19 protein-coding genes are annotated in these 20,627 nt (G+C 48.7%); 14 read left to right on the top strand and 5 right to left on the bottom strand.

The window, feature by feature from the left end; all coding sequences use genetic code 11:
- Positions 1-240 precede the first annotated feature (240 nt).
- Together ACQY6I_RS20820 and ACQY6I_RS20815 are read left to right on the top strand one after the other, a co-directional pair.
- Positions 241-1,521 (top strand): RICIN domain-containing protein, encoded by a 1,281-nt coding sequence (locus ACQY6I_RS20820; protein WP_428243441.1) that lies wholly within the window; start codon positions 241-243, stop codon positions 1,519-1,521.
- Positions 1,522-1,721: 200 nt separating this feature from the next.
- A complete protein-coding gene (locus ACQY6I_RS20815; protein WP_428243440.1) occupies positions 1,722-2,426 on the top strand; it encodes a helix-turn-helix transcriptional regulator in 705 nt (234 codons plus the stop codon).
- Positions 2,427-2,473: 47 nt separating this feature from the next.
- Here ACQY6I_RS20815 and ACQY6I_RS20810 read toward each other — a convergent pair whose 3' ends face one another.
- From ACQY6I_RS20810 to ACQY6I_RS20800, 3 genes are all read right to left on the bottom strand, one after another.
- Positions 2,474-3,109, bottom strand: coding sequence for an RpiB/LacA/LacB family sugar-phosphate isomerase (locus tag ACQY6I_RS20810; protein WP_428243439.1), 636 nt, complete (start codon positions 3,107-3,109; stop codon positions 2,474-2,476).
- A 38-nt stretch (positions 3,110-3,147) separates the two neighbouring features.
- Positions 3,148-3,471, bottom strand: a complete 324-nt coding sequence (locus tag ACQY6I_RS20805) for a cupin domain-containing protein (RefSeq protein WP_428243438.1) — start codon at positions 3,469-3,471, stop codon at positions 3,148-3,150.
- A 203-nt stretch (positions 3,472-3,674) separates the two neighbouring features.
- Positions 3,675-4,823, bottom strand: coding sequence for an oligogalacturonate lyase family protein (locus ACQY6I_RS20800; protein ID WP_428243437.1), 1,149 nt, complete (start codon positions 4,821-4,823; stop codon positions 3,675-3,677).
- 308 nt (positions 4,824-5,131) lie between these two features.
- On the opposite strand from ACQY6I_RS20800, the gene ACQY6I_RS20795 reads away from it, so the two are divergent.
- The 9 genes from ACQY6I_RS20795 (at position 5,132) to kdgR (ending at position 14,274) form a co-directional block, all read left to right on the top strand.
- Positions 5,132-6,013: a carbohydrate ABC transporter permease gene (locus ACQY6I_RS20795; protein ID WP_428243436.1), complete on the top strand. Its 882-nt coding sequence runs from the start codon at positions 5,132-5,134 to the stop codon at positions 6,011-6,013.
- Entirely contained in the window at positions 6,013-6,924 is a 912-nt protein-coding gene (locus tag ACQY6I_RS20790) for a carbohydrate ABC transporter permease (protein WP_428243435.1), read from the top strand. Before ACQY6I_RS20795 ends, ACQY6I_RS20790 begins: the two co-directional genes overlap by 1 nt.
- A gap of 10 nt (positions 6,925-6,934) precedes the next feature.
- On the top strand, positions 6,935-8,077 hold the full coding sequence (locus ACQY6I_RS20785) for an ABC transporter ATP-binding protein (protein WP_428243434.1): 1,143 nt from the start codon (positions 6,935-6,937) through the stop codon (positions 8,075-8,077).
- Positions 8,078-8,090: 13 nt separating this feature from the next.
- The gene (locus tag ACQY6I_RS20780; protein WP_428243433.1) at positions 8,091-9,377 is read left to right on the top strand and encodes an ABC transporter substrate-binding protein; all 1,287 of its coding nucleotides are present in this window, start codon (positions 8,091-8,093) and stop codon (positions 9,375-9,377) included.
- Between the two features lie 469 nt (positions 9,378-9,846).
- Positions 9,847-10,698 (top strand): 5-dehydro-4-deoxy-D-glucuronate isomerase, encoded by an 852-nt coding sequence (gene kduI, locus ACQY6I_RS20775; RefSeq protein WP_428243432.1) that lies wholly within the window; start codon positions 9,847-9,849, stop codon positions 10,696-10,698.
- Positions 10,699-10,736: 38 nt separating this feature from the next.
- Positions 10,737-11,495: a 2-dehydro-3-deoxy-D-gluconate 5-dehydrogenase KduD gene (gene kduD, locus ACQY6I_RS20770; protein WP_428243431.1), complete on the top strand. Its 759-nt coding sequence runs from the start codon at positions 10,737-10,739 to the stop codon at positions 11,493-11,495.
- 332 nt (positions 11,496-11,827) lie between these two features.
- Positions 11,828-12,754 (top strand): sugar kinase, encoded by a 927-nt coding sequence (locus ACQY6I_RS20765; protein WP_428243430.1) that lies wholly within the window; start codon positions 11,828-11,830, stop codon positions 12,752-12,754.
- A 13-nt stretch (positions 12,755-12,767) separates the two neighbouring features.
- Positions 12,768-13,400, top strand: coding sequence for a bifunctional 4-hydroxy-2-oxoglutarate aldolase/2-dehydro-3-deoxy-phosphogluconate aldolase (locus tag ACQY6I_RS20760; RefSeq protein WP_428243429.1), 633 nt, complete (start codon positions 12,768-12,770; stop codon positions 13,398-13,400).
- A gap of 88 nt (positions 13,401-13,488) precedes the next feature.
- The gene (kdgR, locus tag ACQY6I_RS20755; protein ID WP_428243428.1) at positions 13,489-14,274 is read left to right on the top strand and encodes a DNA-binding transcriptional regulator KdgR; all 786 of its coding nucleotides are present in this window, start codon (positions 13,489-13,491) and stop codon (positions 14,272-14,274) included.
- 10 nt (positions 14,275-14,284) lie between these two features.
- Here the strand turns inward: kdgR and ACQY6I_RS20750 are convergent, their stop codons facing one another.
- Positions 14,285-15,370: a LacI family DNA-binding transcriptional regulator gene (locus ACQY6I_RS20750; RefSeq protein WP_428243427.1), complete on the bottom strand. Its 1,086-nt coding sequence runs from the start codon at positions 15,368-15,370 to the stop codon at positions 14,285-14,287.
- Between the two features lie 589 nt (positions 15,371-15,959).
- On the opposite strand from ACQY6I_RS20750, the gene iolG reads away from it, so the two are divergent.
- Positions 15,960-16,952 carry an inositol 2-dehydrogenase gene (gene iolG, locus ACQY6I_RS20745; protein WP_428243426.1) on the top strand — a complete coding sequence of 331 codons (993 nt, stop codon included), beginning with the start codon at positions 15,960-15,962 and terminating at the stop codon, positions 16,950-16,952.
- A 58-nt stretch (positions 16,953-17,010) separates the two neighbouring features.
- Here iolG and yicI read toward each other — a convergent pair whose 3' ends face one another.
- Complete coding sequence (yicI, locus tag ACQY6I_RS20740; RefSeq protein ID WP_428243425.1) at positions 17,011-19,281, bottom strand: alpha-xylosidase; 2,271 nt, start codon at positions 19,279-19,281, stop codon at positions 17,011-17,013.
- A 478-nt stretch (positions 19,282-19,759) separates the two neighbouring features.
- Here yicI and ACQY6I_RS20735 point away from each other — a divergent pair, with 478 nt between their 5' ends.
- Complete coding sequence (locus tag ACQY6I_RS20735) at positions 19,760-20,185, top strand: COG4315 family predicted lipoprotein (RefSeq protein WP_428243424.1); 426 nt, start codon at positions 19,760-19,762, stop codon at positions 20,183-20,185.
- A gap of 70 nt (positions 20,186-20,255) precedes the next feature.
- Positions 20,256-20,594, top strand: a complete 339-nt coding sequence (locus ACQY6I_RS20730) for a GPW/gp25 family protein (RefSeq protein ID WP_428243423.1) — start codon at positions 20,256-20,258, stop codon at positions 20,592-20,594.
- The last annotated feature ends 33 nt before the right edge of the window (positions 20,595-20,627 follow it).

Below are 20,627 nucleotides of genomic sequence, written 5' to 3'. Positions count from 1 at the left end.
CAGCCACCTTATTTTTTTCTGTCGTCGCTGAGTATTCAAGGCTCGTGCTTTTGAATGAGGCTGATGCAGTCATCACAAAAACGATTTTTCTGGAAGTGCTCTTGGCGTTATGCGCTTATTGAATATCGACCCTCGTCTTTACCACTATGTTGAAGTTGCTGTTTTATTAACTCAGGCACGATGTTTTCCTGAATTAATTTATCTGACTGGTTGGTATTAAATTAAATTTAGGAGCTAGCAATGTTTAAAAAAATAATAGGTTGTACGGTCTTGTTATTGTTGTATTCGAGTGCCCAGGCAATTGAAAACGGTCGCTACAATATCGTTTCTTCGTTGAGTGGGTTGTATATGGATGTATCGAATAGATCCCAGGATGACGGTGCTAACGTATTGCAATATACCGGCAATGGCGCTACCAATCAGCAGTTTGATGTGACAGCACTGGGTGATGGCACATATTCCATTCGTGCGGTCCACAGTGGTAAGTCGCTGGATGTGGCCGGTTATTCCATGGACGACGGTGCTCAGGTACAACAGTGGACCTATCATGGTGGTGACAATCAGCGCTGGTATATCGATACTGCGGCCAATGGTTTTTATTCCGTGACATCAAAGCTGAATGGTAAAGCGCTTGATGTGTGGGAAATGAGTACCCAACCTGGCGGTGATATCCGTCTGTATTCCTGGTGGGGTGGCGCTGGTCAGTTGTGGTCATTTTTGCCTGTAGGCGGTGGTGATCCAACAGATCCAACAGACCCGACTGATCCTCCAGCGGGTACTAATCCTTCTGCCGGTTGCGGTAACGTGCCATCTCTGAGTTCAGGTCGTCACTCCATCTATGTGAACGGCGCAAGACGGGAATACATTCTGGATGTACCCGCCAATTATGATATGAGCAAACCTTATCGGTTGATCTTCGGTTGGCACTGGCTGGGAGGCAATGCCAGTAATGTGGCCAATGGCGGTTATTATGGTTTGAAAAACCTGGCGAACAATTCAGCGATTTTTGTGGCACCTGACCGCTATGTTGCCAATGGTCAGGATGACAATGGCTGGCCAAACACCAATGGCCGCGATATGGCCTTCCTGCGGGCGATGCTGGATCAATTCAACAATTCTTTGTGTGTTGATAAGAGCAGAGTGTTTTCTGTGGGCTGGAGTTATGGCGGCATGATGTCTTACGCCGTGGGTCGCGAGATGGGCGATGTGTTCCGTGCGATTGCACCAATGTCTGGTGCGTTGTGGACACCTTTCAATGACAGCGGCAAGCCGATGCCTGCTTGGATTTCTCACGGTATCTATGACAATGTGGTCAGCCACGACAACGGTGTGTCTGCAAGAGACCTGTACGTTCGTTCCAACCATTGCTCCAATAATACCGTGCCGGTAGATCCTTCACCTTGTGTGGAATATCAGGGCTGCGATGCGGGTTATCCGGTGGTCTGGTGTTCGTGGAATGGCGGCCATTCAACGCCTTCATTCTCTCCAACGGCCATTTGGAAGTTCTTCAACCGTTTCTGAGTTGAGCCATAGGACAGGGACGTCCGGGTGATGTACGGGGGTTGCTTCGCAGCTCTTGTTCTTTTATGTCTTTGATCACCGGGGTGATTGTGTTATCTGTTTCGGTGGTCATCCGCCGGCTCTGATCGGGCCGGCTTCTTCAGGGTATCTGTGCCCGGTCTGGTTTACCTCGGTGGGTAATTCCGGTATTTTTCCAAGCCATGTCATTGAATAATCATTCACACATCAAAGCCCACGCTGATCCGCAAGATGATTCTGCTCGTAAGGAGACTCCGAGAGAGCGTTTGCTGGCTTACCTTAAGCACCATGGTCCGCAGACGACCACCGAGGCTGGCGCGGCTATGGGCATTACCGTGGAGGCGGCCCGGCAGCAGTTGCAGCGGTTGGTAAGTGAGCAGCTGGTAACGGTAGAAACGGTGCCTGCAAGTGGGCGTGGCCGGCCACAAAAGCGCTGGGGACTGACATCGCTGGCGACAACAGAATTTCCGGATGCCCATGCGGATGTGCTGGTCGGACTGATTCAGTGTATTCAGGAGGAATTTGGAGCAGCGCCGTTACAGCGGGTAATTTGTCACCACAGTGAGCGGGTACGGCTGCGTTACGAAGAGGCGCTCAAGGGATGTTCTTCGGTCTCGGCCCGGATTGTCCGGCTGGCGGAGCTGCGTCGGCAGGATGGCTATATGGCGACGAGTGAACAGCTGGGGGCTGGTCTGTTTCGATTGACTGAAAATCATTGCCCGATCCATTCGGCGGCGAGTTCCTGTGAGGATTTTTGTTGCCTGGAGCTGCAGATGTTTCAGCAGTTGTTAGGGCCGGAGGTGACGGTGCGACGTTCCCATCATGCTATGAGCGGTGACCGTTGTTGCGCGTATGAGATGACGGTGGGGCCGGATTCACAGGCATAAAAAACCGGCCACTTGGGCCGGCAAAACTCCCAGGGAGTAATGACTCGTTAAATCAGTGATTTGACGTATTCGGCAATTTCAGGAACCTGGCAGTGTTCGAAGAAGCACTGTTGGAAACGCTCGCCAGTGACGGCGGTTTTGACCAGGTCCTGGTCAATGGATTTCAGGGTATCCAGGTAGTTGTCTTTAACAACCGCGGCTTTGACTTCGTTCAGAATACCGGCGTTGCGAACCTGTGGCTCTTTGCGCTCCAGCGGATAGCCTTGACCACGTTCACCGGTAAAGGCTTTTTCGAAAATGTAACGGACATTCAGTTCCGCACCCCAGCCAAAACCTTTGGCGAAAGCCAGTGCCAGGGCATTACCGTTGTTGATCTGGTTAAACAGGAACGCATCAGATGGCTCCAGGCAGTAACCACATACCACGCCCGGATGAATGTTTAAGGACATCATCGCGCCCTGGCCTGTACCGCAGCCGGCAACGACAAAATCAACCGCTTTGGAGTTGAGCAGCAGGCTGGCCATAATGCCCAGGTGAATATAGGTCAGGTGATGATCGTTTTCGTCGCTCATGCCGACATTGAACACGGAGTGACCCATTGGAGCGGTCACGGTGTTGAGTTGTTCAAGAATCACCGGGTTTTTGGCAGCCTGGCTGTTTTCCATCATCAGTGCAATTTTCATAGTCTGTTTCTCGCGTTTGCTGTGGTTGCGGATTAATTCTATTTTAAAAAGTCTTTGCGCACGGGCGTGAAGTTATCGAGCAGTACGCCTGCTTCCAGGCAGCGACAGCCGTGCATGATGTTCGGTTCTTTGTAGAGCGTATCACCGGTTTTGACAACTTTGGTTTCGTCACCGATGGTAAATTCAAACTCGCCGGACAGGACGTAAGTCAGCTGCTCATGGGGATGGCTGTGAAGCGGACCGATAGCGCCTTTTTCGAAATGTACTTCGACGGTCATGATGTTATCGCTGTATGCCATGATCTTACGGGAGACGCCATCCCCTAAATCTTCAAGCTGAACATCTTTGTTGTATACAAACATGGTGCCTCCAGTTGTGTGCTATGACGGGCATCGCAATGTGTTGATGCGGTACCGTACTATTTTGTGGTGGTTAATCTTGCAGCAAACAGAAATCAAGTTCAAATAATTATGAAAAGGCGTTTTAAAAATGTTTGCTGCCCTTTGTGCGAGCCTCTTAAGACTGCGCAGAACGCCTGCCACCACGCGGGTTGCAGGCACTTTTGTTACACCGTAGCCAGATAAATGGCGGGTGTTCCCTCTTTATCTGAGCCGTACATGACCTGTTTGTTATCCGGTGTAAAAGACGGATGCGGATGGTTCACCTGACGGCTGCCTTCCAGTACTTCCCAGCTGGTGTCGTGCCGACATACTACCCGGCTGGAGCCGGTTTTGAGGTCGAATACATAGATATTCGGGTCATTTTCGATTTGATGACCGGAGTCGTCGGCCACGTCAACCGGGGTGTCCGAGCCGTCGCCAACGACCATGCTGCCATCAAAATTACTCATCAGATGGCTGCAGGGCGGCATTTTCAGTTCCCGTTTAAAGTCCAGAGTTTCGGGCTCGATGGAGCAAATCCAGCGGTCACTCTCGCCATGCAGGTAAGAAACGAAGATCATTTTGGAGCCATCCGGAACCCAGAATTCATGGGTACAGGCTTCACCTTCTTGTTGTTCGCGGACTTTACGGACATTGTCGCCATTTTCGTCCACCAGCCACATGCGGGTTTTGATCAGGTCGTGCGGACCTTCGTGACAGAATGCCACGGTATTGTCATCAAAAGGTCGGTAAATAGGATGACCCAGCCAGGTGTTTTCTTCCAGGATGGTGCTTCTTTGACCGGTCTGCAGGTCGATGCTGATCAGTCGGCAGCGTGGTTTGCGATGAAACAGTTCGGCGAATTTTTTCCAGTCGGTCAACTCGATGTAGTCGCTGGCTTTGATTTCGATGCCAACGACTTTGGTGCAGGCGCTGTTGGGTACCCAGGTGCCATAGCCAACCCAACCGTCTTCGACTTCGTAGAGAGTATCGTGCTGCTGGGTGGCGAGATCCACGCGTACCAGGCTGCGATTATGTTTGACGAAGATTAATGATTGGTTATCTGCGCTGAGGAAGCCACCAAAGGTGTTGTCGCCGCCGCCTTCTGTCAGCTGGGTGGCAGTCTGCGATTCAAAATCGAGCAGATGATAATTCCAGTGAGAATCAAAATTGCCGGCGAAGAGTAATTTCTTTCCGTCATCAGTGAAGCTTTTTTGATAAAAATATGTTCTATGGCAAATAGCGCCTTGTGGAGTCAGCCGGGTAACGGCGGCACCGGTATCAGAATCGGTGGAGGTAGAAAACTGCAACTGGGTTGTGCTGCCTAAAGCCATGATTTTCCTCATCTAGAAAATTGCGTCGGTTACCGAGTCAAATAGTTAAGTTGTTGATTATTAGGTTATTTGTATCTGGTTTTTGATCTCTGTCAATGCATCTGGAGGTTGCAGAGATGGCCGCACCAAGTTCGCGGGAAGTGTGTATTTTACGGGCTTTGGAGCGGGTTTAAAGGTCACTATATAGATCTAGATCAAAAAATGAAATAGCATTTCAAAAATACTGATAATATGGTTGCAAAAAAAAATTAACCACATACCATTTATTCTTGAGCCCTGAAATAACAAAAAACATTGAGTTGGCAGTTATGTATGAAAATCGGAAGTTGGGCCTGGCTTATATCAGTCCCTACATTATTGGGTTAGTCGTCTTTACGGCCTTTCCCTTTTTATCGTCTCTTGTGATCAGCTTCACTGATTATGATTTGATAAATCCACCCGCTTATATCGGATTGGAAAATTATCAATACATGCTTGAAGATGACACGTTCTATAAATCCTTAGGAGTTACATTTGCCTATGTGTTTTTAACCATTCCTTTGAAGCTCGCTTTCGCTCTGTTCATTGCATTTGTACTGAACTTTAAATTGCGTGGTATCAAGTTTTTCCGCACTGCATATTATATTCCTTCAATTTTGGGTAGTAGTGTAGCCATTGCTGTGTTGTGGCGAGCCATCTTTTCGTTGGATGGTCTACTGAATTCCTTTATCGGATTTTTTGGCATCGAACCCATATCCTGGTTGGGTGAGCCGGCGTTTGCCATGTTGTCGGTTACATTGCTAAGGGTGTGGCAGTTTGGCTCGGCGATGGTGATCTTTTTGGCAGCGCTGCAGAATGTTCCTCAGTCCCAATATGAAGCGGCGATGATTGATGGTGCATCTAAATGGCACATGTTTACCAAAATTACTATTCCGCTGATTACTCCGGTTATTTTCTTTAACTTCATTATGCAAACCACTCAGGCGTTCCAGGAGTTTACTGCGCCTTACGTTATTACCAACGGTGGGCCAGCCAAGGCAACGTACTTGTTCTCGCTGTACATTTATGAAACCGCGTTTAAATATTTTGATCTTGGTTATGGCAGTGCTCTGGCGTGGGTGTTGTTCGTGGTGATCGCGATATTTACGGCAATTTCCTTTAAATCGTCAAAATACTGGGTGTTTTACTCAGGGGACAAGGGTGGAAAATAATGACAAATCATTCCTTTATCGACGACCCGGCACTGGACGAACTGCAGATTAATCGAGAAGTTCAGAAGACGTTACGGCGTGAAAAAATCAATGCTTCTATCCGGTATGTCATCCTGCTGATCTGTGGTCTTGGCATGCTGTATCCATTGTTCTGGATGGTGGCCGCGGCGTTTAAGCCGAACTATGAAATCTTCAGTTCTTTGAGCCTGTGGCCAAAAGAGTTTTCGCTTGATGGTTTCATTAATGGCTGGAAGACCGGTACAGAATATACCTTTGGACGTTTCTTTCTGAATACGTTCATGTATGTTATTCCCAAAGTTATTTTGACGGTGATTTCTTCCACGATTGTTGCGTTTGGATTTGCCAGGTTTGATATTCCGTTCAAAAAATTCTGGTTTACCATGTTGATTGCAACGATTTTGTTGCCGCAATCTGTGCTGTTGATTCCGCAGTATCTGATGTTCCGTGAAATGGGCATGCTTGATAGCTATATGCCTTTGTATTTACCCATGGCTTTTGCCACTCAGGGATTCTTTGTGTTCATGTTGATTCAGTTTCTGCGTGGATTGCCAACGGACATGGAAGAAGCCGCCATGATTGATGGTTGTAATTCATTTCAGTTGTTGATCTATATCGTTGTGCCCATTCTGAAGCCTGCCATTATTTCCGTGGCACTGTTTCAGTTCATGTGGTCAGTCAATGATTTCCTCGGGCCGCTGATTTATATCTCAAGTGTTGATAAATACCCGATAGCACTGGCGTTGAAAATGTCCATTGATGTCACAGAGGGTGCACAGTGGAACGAAATTCTTGCTATGGCTTCCATTGCCATTGTGCCCTCGATTGTTGTGTTTTTAATGGCGCAGAATTACTTCATTGAAGGTATTACTGCTGGTGGTGTTAAAGGATAGGTGATGAATTATGGCCAAGGTCAGTTTTGAGAAAGTAACCAAAGTATATTCGAACGGCTTTAAGGCAGTTCACGGTATCGACCTGGAAATCAAAGATGGTGAGTTTATGGTCATGGTCGGTCCTTCCGGATGTGCCAAATCCACCACCTTGCGTATGTTGGCGGGGCTGGAAACCATTTCCGGTGGTCGTATTCGTATCGGCGAAGCGGTTGTGAATAACCTGGCGCCAAAAGAACGCGGTATTGCCATGGTGTTTCAGAATTATGCGTTATATCCGCATATGTCCGTTCGCGAAAATCTCGGCTTCGGTTTGAAGTTGGCGAAGTTGAGCAAAGAAGACATCGATAAGCATGTTGAAGAAGCAGCCGAGTTGCTTGAGTTAACACCACTGCTGGATCGTTTGCCGCGGCAATTATCCGGTGGTCAGGCACAGCGGGTGGCGGTTGGTCGTGCAATTGTGAAGCGTCCGGCTGTGTTTTTATTTGACGAACCATTGTCCAACCTGGATGCCAAGTTACGGGCATCCATGCGCGTGCGTATTTCTGATTTGCACAAAGCGCTGAAGCAATCGAATCGTTCTGCCACCACGGTATACGTCACGCATGATCAGACAGAAGCGATGACCATGGGTGACCGTATCTGTGTCATGAAAGATGGACATATCATGCAGGTGGATACTCCGGCTAATCTTTATAAAGCTCCGGCAAATTTGTTTGTTGCAGGGTTTATCGGCGCGCCGGAAATGAATATGGTAGATGCGCGTTTGCAAAGTGCAGACGGTCAGGTATGTATGGTCACTTTTGCCGAACAGACTGTCAGTCTTGGACTTGAGAAATCAAAACCAGTGATTAAATACCCGTTAAAATCTGTTACGTTTGGCATACGTCCAGAGTTTATTCATCTGGCGACAGCTGATTCACCTAAGGATCAGCTTGTAAAAGGTACTGTTATTCGGATGGAAAATATGGGATCTGAGTTTTACGTATATTTTTCCGTGGCACAGGAACATTTGTGTGCGCGTATTCCATCTGCACAGGTGGAAGAGTATTTGACCGATGCGCAGGGCAAAGAAGTAACCTTCCATTTTGAAGTGGATAACTGTCACATCTTTGATAAAGAAACCGAAGAAAACATTTCGCTCGAACGAAAATAAGAGGGTAATAACAATGATAAAAAAATCCATACCATTGCTATTCATGGGTTTGGCTGCTTTAGGTAGTGTCTCACAGGCGAGTGCGAAGACAGAAGTTCGTATGTCCTGGTGGGGCGGTAACGGTCGTCACGAAGCGACCAACGCCGCAGTGGATGCATTTGAAAAAGCCAATCCGAGTATTGCTATTAAAGCCGAATACACAGGTTGGACTGGTCACTTGGAACGTCTGACCACACAGATCGCTGGTAATACTGAACCGGATCTGATGCAGACCAACTGGAACTGGATGCCCATTTTTTCCCGCACTGGTGATGGTTTTAAAAACCTGCTCGATTATGCCGACATCATCGATCTGGATCAGTTTGATCCGGCAGCTTTAGCGTTGGGAACGAACAACGGCAAATTGAACGGTATTCCGGTTTCTATGACTGCACGGGTGTTTTATTTCAATAAAGACACTTGGGCTAAAGCTGGCCTGAAATATCCTAAGAGCTTTACAGATCTGATGAACGCGGGTCCTGTGTTCCAGGAAAAACTGGGCAAAGACTATTATCCGGTTGTTATGGAATGGCGTGATGTGATTGCGTTGAACCGTTCTTATATGGTTCAAAAATATGGCATTCCGATGATCGACGAGAAAAACAAGAAGTTTGTTTACAGCGATAAGCAAATGGTTGAGTTTTTCCAAATGTATGCGGATATGGTGAAAAACCATGTTGTGCCAAGCACCAAGTACATTGCTTCTTTCGGCGCAGGTAACCTGTATGAATACAAGCCATGGATCAATGGTGAGTGGGGCGGCATATATATGTGGAACACGGCTGCCAATAAATATCAGGATAACCTGAAACCGCCGATGTCACTTGAACTCGGTGAATATCCGATGTTGCCGGGTGCCACTGATTCCGGTCTGTTTTACAAGCCATCTCTGATGTTTTCCATTGGCAAAAACAGCAAGCACGATAAAGAAGCGGCTAAGCTGCTGAACTTCCTGCTGAATGAAAAAGCCGGTATCGAAAGCATGGCACTGGCCCGTGGCGTTCCTTTGAGTGAAAAAGCGCGCGAGCTTTTGACTGATGATGGCACGCTGAAGCCATCTGACCTGTCTGTGTCCGGTTTGGCTCAGATCGATTCGCTGCCGAAGAAACTGACTACTTCCGCCTATTTTGAAAACCCTCAGCTAGTCAGCCTGTTCCAACAATTAATTGAGCAGATGGATCAGGGTTCCAAAACGGTTGAAGAAGCTGCCGCAGATTTCACTAAACAGGGCGAGCGTATTTTGCGTAAAGCCATGCGTTAAGCAACTGTGATTGACGACGGGCCGGCTTCGTTGCTGGCCTGTCATTCACTCTCAGTGGTCAGAAACCGGAAAGCATTTATCCAACAATAATTCAGTTTTCCGTTCCGACTGTATAAACATACCGCTGGCTAAATGAGATTGGTCCGCCGGGGTGCCGGTACCTTTGCTGTATCCAAGATTGCTTTTTTGCGCATGTAGACCTGGGTGTGAAGAAGGTATTTGTATCTGGTGTTTATGGTCAAGTCGATAAATGCCCGCAGATCACTCTGCGTTGAATCAGCATTTAGGTTAGTACCGATTTACCCTCAAATGGCGTGACAGTGTTCCAGTAATTATTGATATTTTATTTTATTATATTTGAAACAATGTTTTGTAATAGTTGAGATTGCGGTTTCAAATCGATATCCTATGCGACATGGCGTGTCAGCTTCGGGTTAACGTGTGACTTCAGGTTGAAGAGGTGAACGAGATGGCAGAGTTGGAAACCAGACAGGGTATCAATGCCCAATATGCGAAGACTCTCGATACCCAAGCGTTGCGGGAAGCGTTTTTAATCGAACAGATTTTCCAGGCTGACGATATCACCATGACCTACAGTCACATCGACCGCATCATTGTGGGAGGCATTCATCCGGTTCGTCGGAGCGTGGTAATCGGCTCTGAATACAACCATGTTGTGGGTACGGATTTTTTTCTGCAACGTCGCGAACTCGGACTGATCAATATTGGTGGACCCGGTGTCGTCAAGGTGGACAGTGATACCTATCAGGTGGGGTCTCAGGAGGCCTTGTACATCGGTGCCGGTCAGGGACACCAACAATTGAATTTCAGTTCTGTCGATGCCACTGATCCGGCGAAGTTTTATTTCAATTCAGCGCCGGCCCATCACGCTTATCCGAGTCGTCTTATTACTCTTGAACAGGCTTCACCTGTCACTCTGGGAGCGCCGGAAACCAGCAATCAACGCACGATTTACAAGTTCATTGTGCCCGATGTGCTGCCGACCTGTCAGTTATCTATGGGGATGACCAGGCTGGCTCCTGGAAGTCTCTGGAATACGATGCCGTGTCATACCCATGAACGTCGGATGGAAGTGTATTTCTATTTCGATATGAACGTTGAGGCAGCAGTGTTTCATATGATGGGAGAGCCATCAGAAACCCGTCATCTATTGGTAAGAAATGAACAGGCTGTGATTTCCCCCAGTTGGTCGATTCACTCAGGGGTGGGCACTCAACAGTACACCTTCATTTGGGGGATGTGCGGGGAAAATCAGGTCTTTGATGATATGGACCATGTAAAAGTTTCCGATCTGCTGTAACACGTCGGATTAACGAATGATATTTAGGAAGGTTTTTTATGTTAGAAATGTTTGATTTGACTGGAAAGGTAGCGATTGTGACCGGTTGTGATACTGGTCTTGGACAAGGTATGGCATTGGCACTGGCCAAAGCGGGTGCAGATATCGTAGGTGTGAATATTGTTGAGCCAACCGATACCATTGCACTGATGGCGGAAACCGGTCGTAAATTTCACAGCGTTATCGCCGATATGAGCAAGATCGAAACGGTTAGCATGGTGATCGAAGAAGCTGTTAAGGCTTATGACAAGGTTGATATTCTGGTCAACAATGCTGGCATTATCCGTCGTCAGGACGCTATCGAGTTTAGCGAAAAAGACTGGGACGATGTTATGAATATCAATATCAAAGCGGTATTCTTCATGGCTCAGGCATTTGCCAAACAGGTAGTGGCTCAGGGTACTCCCGGAAATATCATTAACATTGCCTCAATGCTGTCGTTCCAGGGCGGTATCCGGGTGCCTTCTTATACGGCTTCCAAAAGTGCTGTGATGGGTGTTACCCGTTTGCTGGCTAACGAATGGGCCAAGCATGGCATTAACGTCAATGCAATTGCGCCAGGATATATGGCGACCAACAATACTGCAGCATTAAGAGCAGATGAAGATCGTTCTAAAGAAATTCTGGATCGTATTCCTGCGGGTCGTTGGGGAACGCCAAGCGACGTAGGCGGACCTGTTGTGTTCCTGGCTTCAGATGCTTCCCGTTACATCAATGGTTACACCATTGCAGTTGACGGTGGCTGGTTGGCGCGCTAACCGAATCGAGAAATACTGAGAACAGGATTAAGCTGTTCAGGTCTGTGAAATGTGTAACAACTAATCAGATTATCAGTATTTAAGGTTAAATTGCCGTTATATTAAATAACGGCAATTAACTGTTAATAATAAAGTTTATTGAGTGAAGACAATAATAAAAATTATAAAATGAGTATCTTTGTATTTAAGTGCTCATAGGTTTTTTGGGTCGCTTGGTTCTAAGGGGTTATGTGAAGAACAGGCCATTTTTTAGCGATTCCCCAAATATGACGTAAGTGCAAACCTATTCATTTTTGATTTTTCATTAACCGTTGACTGTGCCGGAATGACCAATGCAACAAGAAGCTGAACAACCAATCCGTATTGCCCTGATTGGTGAATGCATGATTGAGCTGAGAGGGCCGATGTTCGGTGCTCTGCAGCAATCCTGGGGCGGGGATACCTACAATACAGCGATTTATCTTCGGCGGATGCTGGATCATCGTTTTGATGTGCATTATATAACCGGCCTTGGTGAAGATCAGCTCAGTCACTTTCTACTGCATGCCTGGCAGGAAGAAGGGTTGAATATTAGTGACGTTGCCCAGGTGGCTGACAAGCGCCCCGGGCTGTATCAGATTTCGGTAGATGATGAAGGCGAGCGCTCTTTTCAGTACTGGCGCAATGACTCGGCAGCCAAATATATTTTTGATGAGCAGAGCGGTGATGTTCTGGCAGCACAGTTTCAGCAGTTTGAATGGTTGTATTTGTCTGGCATCAGTCTGGCCATATTGACGCCGCAGGGGCGCCGGAATCTACTTGATGCACTGGCACTGTATGCTGGTAATGGCGGGCGCATTGTATTTGATAATAACTATCGGCCATTGCTCTGGCCTTCGGTGGATGTTTGTCAGGCGGCCTATCGGGAAGTATTGGATTTGGCGCATCTGGCTCTGCTGACTGCCGATGACGAACAGGTATTGTGGGGACACAACAGTGTCGAAGAGATACTGGCCCATTATGATTGTGAAGAGGTTGTGATCAAACGGGGTTCAGAGCCTTGTGTGATTCGTCATCAGCAGCGCCTCGTGGAAGTAGGTGCACAACGGGTCGAAAACGTAGTCGATACCACTGCTGCTGGAGATTCATTTGCAGCCGGTTACTGGTTTGGCCGGTTAACCCATTTGTCGCCAGAAGAATCGGCCCAGTATGGGCATCGACTCGCATCGACCGTGATTCAGCATCCGGGTGCTATCATCCCAAAATCTTTTATGCCTTAGAGGAAGTTAAACCATGTCCAGTCTTGCTGATCAATTGGCGGAATTCAAAGTTATTCCGGTCATTGAAATCAATGTTTTGTCCAGTGCTGCGCCGTTGGCAGACGCGCTGATGAAAAATGGCCTGCCGGTGGCCGAAGTGACCTTCCGTTCTGATATTGCAGCTGAAGCATTGGCGGCCATGAAAGCCGCACAACCGGAACTGCTGGTGGGTGCTGGTACGGTGTTGACCACTGAGCAGGTTGATAAAGCTGTTGCTGCCGGAGCTGATTTTATTGTCAGTCCCGGATTCAACCCAAAAATTGTTCAGTATTGTCAGCAACAGTCCGTTGCCATGATACCCGGTGTTAACAGCCCCTCACAGATTGAGCAGGTGATGGAGTTGGGGATTACCACCGTTAAGTTTTTCCCGGCGGAAGCAACCGGAGGGGTGAAGTTTTTGAAAGCTATTCTGGCCCCTTATCGCAATATCAGAGTAATGCCGACCGGTGGTATCAATGCGGTCAATATTCTTGATTATCTGGCTTTGCCGGCAGTATTTGCCTGCGGTGGCAGTTGGATGGTTGATAAAAATCTGTTGGATGCCGGCGATTTTGACACCCTGGGTAAATTGATTGCTGACGCCAGGGCAGTTGTTGAGAAGGCCTGATAAGCCGTTGTCCTGAGAGTGGTTCGTCATATCTGCTGATGTGGCGGGCTACTATCCATGTATCCCGAATCGGTGAGGAAAGTTAAAAATGTCGGAAGAAAGTCAAAGCGTTCAAGTGGAGCCGGTCTCATCGGTCATGAAGGTATTCGGCATACTTTCTGAGCTGTCAGAAACACGTACTATCGGCGTTACTGAACTGGCGCAGAAACTGATGACCTCAAAGAGTACGGTGTATCGTTTTCTGCAAACGATGAAAATGCTCGGTTTTGTCCGCCAGGAGATAGAAACTGATCGTTATTCTTTGACGCTCAAACTGTTTGAACTAAGTGCCCGGTCACTTGAGTATGTTGATCTGATTGCCAGTGCCGAACGGGTTATGCGTCGTATGAGTGAACATACCAAAGAAGCCATGCACCTCGGCACCCGTGATGGCGAGAGCATTATCTATGTCTTCAAAATAGACTCCCAGTACAATCTGCGTATGCAGTCCACGATTGGTGGGCGTAATCCGCTCTACAGCACTGCGATTGGTAAGGTACTGCTCGCTAACAAGAGTGAGAGTGATGTTCGCGATATTCTGGCGAATACCGAGTTTTTACCCTGGACTCCCAAAACCCATCGCAATATCGATATGTTGCTCAGTGAATTGGAAATTGTCCGTGAACAGGGGTTTGGGGAAGATATCGAGGAGCAGGAAGAAGGACTTCGCTGCATTGCTACTCCGATATTCGATCGTTTTGGTAACGCGGTTGCCGGCATGAGTATTTCCTATCCAACACTGCGCCACGACGATGAAAAACGCGAGCGTTATATTACGATGTTGAGGGAAAACAGTGCCATCGTCTCCAAAGAGTTGGGTTGGCATCCGGCCTGATCCGCGCGACTCACATTCTGAAAAACAGTGGCGTGTTGCCCGGTTGGGGTTGCATGCCGATGTTCTCCCGTATGGTGATAATGGGAGTGGTTGGTACCAGTGATGGAGCTTGATGCACAACGCCGTGATGATGCAGCAAAGTGCAAACGGCGGTCATGGTTTCCATGTGCAGATCCTGATCGATAATCACATGTGCCTGTTGATTGGCCAGTAACGCGTATGAATCAGCATTCAGTTCATGGCCGATAAACACAATATCACTGGTCCATCCGGCTTCTTCTATGGCTTTGGCCACACCCACGTTACCGCCTGCCAGGTTATAGACGCCTAGCGGTTTGACCCCGCTGTGAAACAACTTGCTCAGGTTTTGATAGCTTTCTTCATCACGGTCACAGTTATTCAGTGATTCCCGGATCGTCAGATTTGGAAATTCCTCCCGTAAAATTCTCCGAAACCCTAGCTCGCGTTCGTACTGAGAGCGAAACGGGGCGCTCACCACCAGTACGATTTCACCTTCGCGGTCACCGATGTAATGGCCCATAAAGTGCCCGGCGGTTCGGCCGGCACTGACGTGATTAACCCCGGCATAGCCGAGATGGGCAATATCGCTGAGATCATTGGTCAGGCAGACAATCGGTATACCTTCGCTGATGATTTGATTGACGCAGGCCGCAATGGAGGGATCTTCGCGGCAAACCAGAATCAGCCCGTCATTTTCTGCCGCAGCCTGCCTGAGTAATTGTAGAAAGCCCGGCAAGTTGAAAATAGGAGGCATGGTATAGCTGTGCAGACGAACGTTCAGTCCGGCCAGACTGCTTTCTGTCTGGTCGATGGCGGTTTGAATGGATTGAATAAAGGCAATACTGGACTCCATGACAAACCCGTAGTGCAGGGTTTTTTCTGCCCGGCTGAACGGGACAGCTGGTACGTGATCTGTGTTACCAGACAACTCTGCCATGGCCATGAGCACCCGCTCGCGGGTGTGTTGATTGACATTACTGCGCTGATTCAGAACCCGGTCAACCGTGGCCAGACTGACGCCGGCACGGGCGGCAACGGCTTTCAGGGTTGGTCTTTTGGGAAGTTCCCGCGCCATGTGGAGGGTCCTGTATCATTTTGAGGTGTTTATGCTAAAAAAAACCTCAAAAGAAATGCAAATGTTTTCTGCCTGTTGCACGAAAAATATGATGGCTTCCAGTGTGTCAGTCGGCGTTTATTTTAATATCAGGTGGGTGTCCTTTTAAAACAGTCGTTTTAAAACAGATGGGTGTCCCTTTAAAAACCTTGTTAAGTGTAAGCTGACAACGTGAGGGGTCTTTCAATAGTGCGCTTAACATATCCAGAATTTGCTGAACTTCAGTGGGTGTCCATGGAGTGCGCCTATGGTGGGTGTCCATTCAAAGGTCTATATCGGGTGTCCATTGTTGCGGGTGTTTTTATCTCATTATGATGTGTATATGGCACTAAAAATACCTCAATAAATGCACTCAAAATGATATTGATTGCATCATTTATGAGTGAGGAGTATCTTTTTTCCATCCCCAGGTATGACATAACAATTAGCTAATCCATGCTTGGTGATTCCGATTTTAGGCAGAAGGCCGGGGAGTTCCGGGTCTTCATCTGTTAATCCGTTCCTGGCTGGTTTTTTTAACCTGCACAGGCCAATTGCTTGGAGTATAACTATGTTATCGGTAGCTCTTATCGGCGCTGGCCGAATCGGTCAGATACACGCGCGTAATATTGCCTTCCATCCTGACAGCCAGTTAACGTTTGTGGCAGATATTAATGCTGATGCGGCCAAGGCGCTGGCAGAGAAATACAATGCGCAGGTGGCAGAGGTGGATGCCGTACTGGCGAATCCGCAGGTGGATGTTGTTGTCATTGCCTCGGCAACCAATACCCATGCTGACCTGACCGAGATCGCCTGCCGTAATGGTAAGGCGGTCTTTTGCGAAAAACCGATCGACCTGAGTATTGACCGGGTACGCCAGTGTGTCAGCGTGGTGAATGAGCACAAAGGCACCATGATGGTCGGTTTTAATCGCCGTTTCGACCCCAATTTTGCGCACCTGAAGCGTAGTCTGGATGCTGGTGATATCGGTGAGCTTGAGTTGTTGACTATTCATTCCCGTGATCCAGGTGCGCCGCCGGCGGAGTATCTGAAAGTATCCGGAGGTATGTTCCGTGATATGACCATTCATGATTTTGACATGGCGTTGTTTCTGCTCGGCGAAGATCCGGTGAGCGTTTTTGCTCATGCTGCCAGTCTGGTGGATCCGGCCATCAAAGCTGTCGGTGATATCGATACAGCGGTGGTTACCCTTCAATGTGCCAGTGGCAAGATGGCGGTGATTACCAACAGCCGTCGGGCGGCTTATGGTTATGACCAGCGTGTCGAGGCTCATGGCAGCAAGGGCATGTTGAATGTGAATAACATCCTTGAAAGCAGTCTGGTGAAATCCACAGCCGATGGTGTGGTATCGCAGAAGCCGCAACATTTCTTCCTGGAACGTTATGCAGAATCTTACGTGGCGGAATGGGCTCATTTCATGGATGCCATGAGCGAGCAGAAAGCACCTGAACCAACCGCTGAAGATGGCCAACGCGCTTTGGTATTGGCGGAAGCGGCATTCAAATCCCTGCAGACCGGACAACCGGTTGCACCGGCCTGGTAATCATTGGGCTTTTCGGGTAAGTGAGTGTTTGCTTACCCGGGGATTTCCTGTTCTGACGCTACAGTAGCGTCAGAGTTGTCGTTTTTGCGGTAATTTCTACTTCCTCCATCGACACCTGATGGTCAAGAATAGTCAGTGAGTAATGACTCACCAGACTGGACTGCAGTTTCAGGTGCTCTCCCTGTCGTTCAATACGAATACAACCACTCTCCCTGCCTTGTTTGTCCGGTACGATGGTCATTGCGATTTCGCCGTCCGCAAGGGAATACAGATGTAGGTGTGGTTGTTCGTCATAGTCGTAAACGACGGACCCGGACTGATGACCAAAGGCAATAAGACTGCCTGGACGGGCAAACAGTCCGAGGCTCATGTAGTCATATCGCCGCCGGTACCAACCTGGGCCGGTCAGCATTTCACCGTCGAGCAGGTGGGTCCATTTTCCAGCCGGCAGGTAAAACTGTACATCACCATCGTCACTGAAGACCGGTGCCACCAGTAAATCATTGCCCAGCATATATTGGCGATCCAGCGTCAGGCAGGTTGGGTCATCGGGAAATTCTATGTGCATGGCGCGCATAACCGGGATCCCGGTGTCGCGGTTGGTGACCGAGCATTGATAGATATAAGGCATCAGCCGATGTTTCAACTGGGTAAAATGTCGGGTTACCTGGACGGCTTCCTCGTCGAACAGCCAGGGTACCCGGTAAGACGAGCTACCATGCAGGCGGCTATGGCTGGACAGCAGGCCAAAGGCCAGCCAGCGTTTGAACAGATCCGGGCTGGCTGTATGCTCGAATCCACCGATATCGTGACTCCAGTAGCCAAAGCCGGAAGCGGTCAGCGACAGGCCGCCGCGCAGGCTTTCGGCCATGGATTCGTAAGTGGCGTAACAATCGCCCCCCCAGTGGATCGGAAAGCATTGACCGCCGACAGTGGCTGAACGGGCAAACACGGCGGCATCGTGCTCGCCCCGGTGGCGCTGCAACAGGCGAAACACAGTTTTGTTGTAGAGCTGTGCATAATAGTTGTGCATGCGTAGCGGATCGGCACCGTTGTGATAGACCACATCGGTCGGAATACGCTCTCCAAAATCGGTTTTAAAGCAATCGACGCCCATGTCGAGCAGGGGTTCAAGTTTACGGCAGTACCAGTCAGTGGCCGCGGGATTGGTAAAGTCAACGATGCCCATACCTGCTTGCCAGAGATCCCATTGCCAGACTCCGCCATCGGCCCGTTTGAGCAGATAACCGTGCTCGACCGCTTCACGGTACAGCGGTGACTTCTGCGCGATATACGGATTGATCCAGACGCACACTTTCAGGCCCTTGTCATGTAATCGGGCGAGCATGCCTTGAGGGTCTGGAAAGCTGTCAGTATCCCATTGAAAGTCACACCATTGCATGCCTTTCATCCAGAAACAGTCGAAGTGGAATACTGACAGGGGAATGTCCCGATCCAACATACCATCGACAAAATGCTGCACGGTTTGTTCGTTGTAGTCGGTGGTGAATGAGGTGGTCAGCCAGAGTCCGAAGGTCCATGCCGGCGGCAGCGGTGGCCGGCCGGTCAGATCAGTATAACGTTCCAATACCGTTTTTGGGTGTGGGCCATTGATGAGGTAAAAGTCGAGGCTTTCACCGGCCACGCTGAACTGGTTTTTGGCGACCACTTCGGAACCGAGTTCAAAGCTGACGGCCTCGGGATGATTGACGAACACGCCATAACCGTTGCTGCTCAGGTAAAACGGTACATTTTTATATGACTGCTCGGTGCTGGTACCACCATCTTGATTCCAGCAGTCGACCACCTGTCCGTTTTTCACAAACGGAGTGAACCGTTCACCGAGACCATAAAGCTGCTCGCCGACGCCGATATCGAGCTGGGCGCGCATGTATGTCTGTTGCTGATGGGTAATCCAGGCCAGAGCTTTGTCATCACCGCCGGTGACGCGGCGGCCGTTATCGTAAAAAGCCATGGCAAATGGATGTGTCGTTTGCATCACCAGTTGCAGTTGACCCGAGTGGATGGACACCGTGTCACCATCCTGCTGCGTGGTCATCGGGTGGTGCCGGTCATTAACGGTAAACGCCGGGTTACGCACCAGGCCGTCGTCAAAGTGACGGCAATGCAGCCGCAGCACATCGCTGGCCGGTGAGCTGATTTCAAGTGTCAGCATGGGTCCATCAAGGGTATCGCCCCGGTGCCGGATAGGCTTGCAGGGCAGGTAAACGGTGACCTGCTGTTCGGTGATGGTTATATCGTAAACGGTTTTGGCGCTGTGGATGGTGTAACCCTCGCGGGTCAGCCAGTGACCATCGGTAAATTTCATCGCTCAGTACTCGTGTGTATGCATTCTTTGTCGTGTTTTAACGCTTCAGTGGCTTAACGTCAGTGTGAAGATCAAATGTCTCCAACCGAAGATCAATGATTTGGCATTGCAGATTATCAGTGTTGCCGGCTGGGAAATGAGCACCATCACGGCCGTCTCTGATTGGATTAATGAGGTTGTGCCGGGTTTTTATTGTTTCGGCGCAAAAACATTGAATCACAGATGCATTCTGACGGCAAAACAAATGTCCGTCGCTGACGTGTTTGGGTCTTGTCAATTTTGTGACCTGAAAGATAACCCATTCTTGTGACTTGTGCATAAGGGCTGATGGTGCGTTTGTGGCCCATGGACATGGTATCGGGCAGGGGGTTTTATCTGTTTCTGATCAGCTCTTTAAAAAAATATTTTTTTTTTGCATCCAAACACGAGTGTCGCTTCGTTAAGTAGAAATCAAAGCAAAAACATAAAAGGACATATTATGAATTCTGCTTACCTTAAAGCGGCGCTCGTTATCTCTGCACTTCTCTTCAATTCCTGCGCCAGCAACACGTATGCCGATTCTTACGGCAGTAGCAGCAAGCCTGCATCCGTTGTTATGCAGGCAGATAGCTCAATTGGCAAGGTATTCGCCACCGCTAAAGGGATGACGTTGTACACCTTTGCCAAAGATAGTGTAGGGACATCCAACTGTTATGACGGTTGTGCGGCGAACTGGCCACCCTTCGCAGCCAAAAAGAATGCCAAAACCTGGGGGGAGTTCAGTGTTATTGAACGCAAAGATGGCACTTATCAGTGGGCTTATAAAAACCAACCGCTTTATACCTGGGTAGGTGATCGTCAAGCAGGAGATATCAATGGCCATGGTGTTGGTGATGTCTGGTATGCGCTGAAATTCGGAAAGTAATTCCAAAAATAACCTTTGCGGTACGGCCTTTGGTGGTACCGCATTTTCATTGTTACCGGGAGTACATTGCATGAAAGGTATGAATGCTCAGACAGGGAAACCGATCGAAGGCCTTGAGCATCTGCGGCAATCCGTACAGGACATCCTGGCGACTCCAGTAGGCAGTCGGGTTATGCGCCGCAATTATGGGTCGCGCATCATGCAGTTGCTGGATAACCCTGTAAACGCAGCGCTGATTCCTCAGCTTCAGGCGGCGGTGGTTGAAGCCCTGGGAAACTACGAGCCGAGACTTAGGCTCAATCGGGTATTGGTGAGTGGTCTGAATGACGGCGAATTGAATATTACGATTGAAGGCTTTTATGTGCCGGACAGCCGGGCTGTGCGATTGGAAAACATTACGGTTAAGTAACTCTTTATAAGGTCTATTTATGACTGTTAATCA

It is taken from the genome of Gynuella sp. (assembly GCF_050297175.1).
Classification (GTDB): domain Bacteria; phylum Pseudomonadota; class Gammaproteobacteria; order Pseudomonadales; family Natronospirillaceae; genus Gynuella.
This window is presented reverse-complemented; position numbering and strand designations above follow the sequence as displayed.

Bases quoted from the DNA above. Each gene is read 5' to 3' on its own strand.
- ACQY6I_RS20820 (WP_428243441.1), top strand. From the start codon at position 241: ATGTTTAAAAAAATAATAGGTTGTACGGTCTTGTTATTGTTGTATTCG.
- ACQY6I_RS20815 (WP_428243440.1), top strand. From the start codon at position 1,722: ATGTCATTGAATAATCATTCACACATCAAAGCCCACGCTGATCCGCAA.
- ACQY6I_RS20810 (WP_428243439.1), bottom strand. From the start codon at position 3,109: ATGAAAATTGCACTGATGATGGAAAACAGCCAGGCTGCCAAAAACCCG.
- ACQY6I_RS20805 (WP_428243438.1), bottom strand. From the start codon at position 3,471: ATGTTTGTATACAACAAAGATGTTCAGCTTGAAGATTTAGGGGATGGC.
- ACQY6I_RS20800 (WP_428243437.1), bottom strand. From the start codon at position 4,823: ATGGCTTTAGGCAGCACAACCCAGTTGCAGTTTTCTACCTCCACCGAT.
- ACQY6I_RS20795 (WP_428243436.1), top strand. From the start codon at position 5,132: ATGTATGAAAATCGGAAGTTGGGCCTGGCTTATATCAGTCCCTACATT.
- ACQY6I_RS20790 (WP_428243435.1), top strand. From the start codon at position 6,013: ATGACAAATCATTCCTTTATCGACGACCCGGCACTGGACGAACTGCAG.
- ACQY6I_RS20785 (WP_428243434.1), top strand. From the start codon at position 6,935: ATGGCCAAGGTCAGTTTTGAGAAAGTAACCAAAGTATATTCGAACGGC.
- ACQY6I_RS20780 (WP_428243433.1), top strand. From the start codon at position 8,091: ATGATAAAAAAATCCATACCATTGCTATTCATGGGTTTGGCTGCTTTA.
- kduI (WP_428243432.1), top strand. From the start codon at position 9,847: ATGGCAGAGTTGGAAACCAGACAGGGTATCAATGCCCAATATGCGAAG.
- kduD (WP_428243431.1), top strand. From the start codon at position 10,737: ATGTTAGAAATGTTTGATTTGACTGGAAAGGTAGCGATTGTGACCGGT.
- ACQY6I_RS20765 (WP_428243430.1), top strand. From the start codon at position 11,828: ATGCAACAAGAAGCTGAACAACCAATCCGTATTGCCCTGATTGGTGAA.
- ACQY6I_RS20760 (WP_428243429.1), top strand. From the start codon at position 12,768: ATGTCCAGTCTTGCTGATCAATTGGCGGAATTCAAAGTTATTCCGGTC.
- kdgR (WP_428243428.1), top strand. From the start codon at position 13,489: ATGTCGGAAGAAAGTCAAAGCGTTCAAGTGGAGCCGGTCTCATCGGTC.
- ACQY6I_RS20750 (WP_428243427.1), bottom strand. From the start codon at position 15,370: ATGGCGCGGGAACTTCCCAAAAGACCAACCCTGAAAGCCGTTGCCGCC.
- iolG (WP_428243426.1), top strand. From the start codon at position 15,960: ATGTTATCGGTAGCTCTTATCGGCGCTGGCCGAATCGGTCAGATACAC.
- yicI (WP_428243425.1), bottom strand. From the start codon at position 19,281: ATGAAATTTACCGATGGTCACTGGCTGACCCGCGAGGGTTACACCATC.
- ACQY6I_RS20735 (WP_428243424.1), top strand. From the start codon at position 19,760: ATGAATTCTGCTTACCTTAAAGCGGCGCTCGTTATCTCTGCACTTCTC.
- ACQY6I_RS20730 (WP_428243423.1), top strand. From the start codon at position 20,256: ATGAAAGGTATGAATGCTCAGACAGGGAAACCGATCGAAGGCCTTGAG.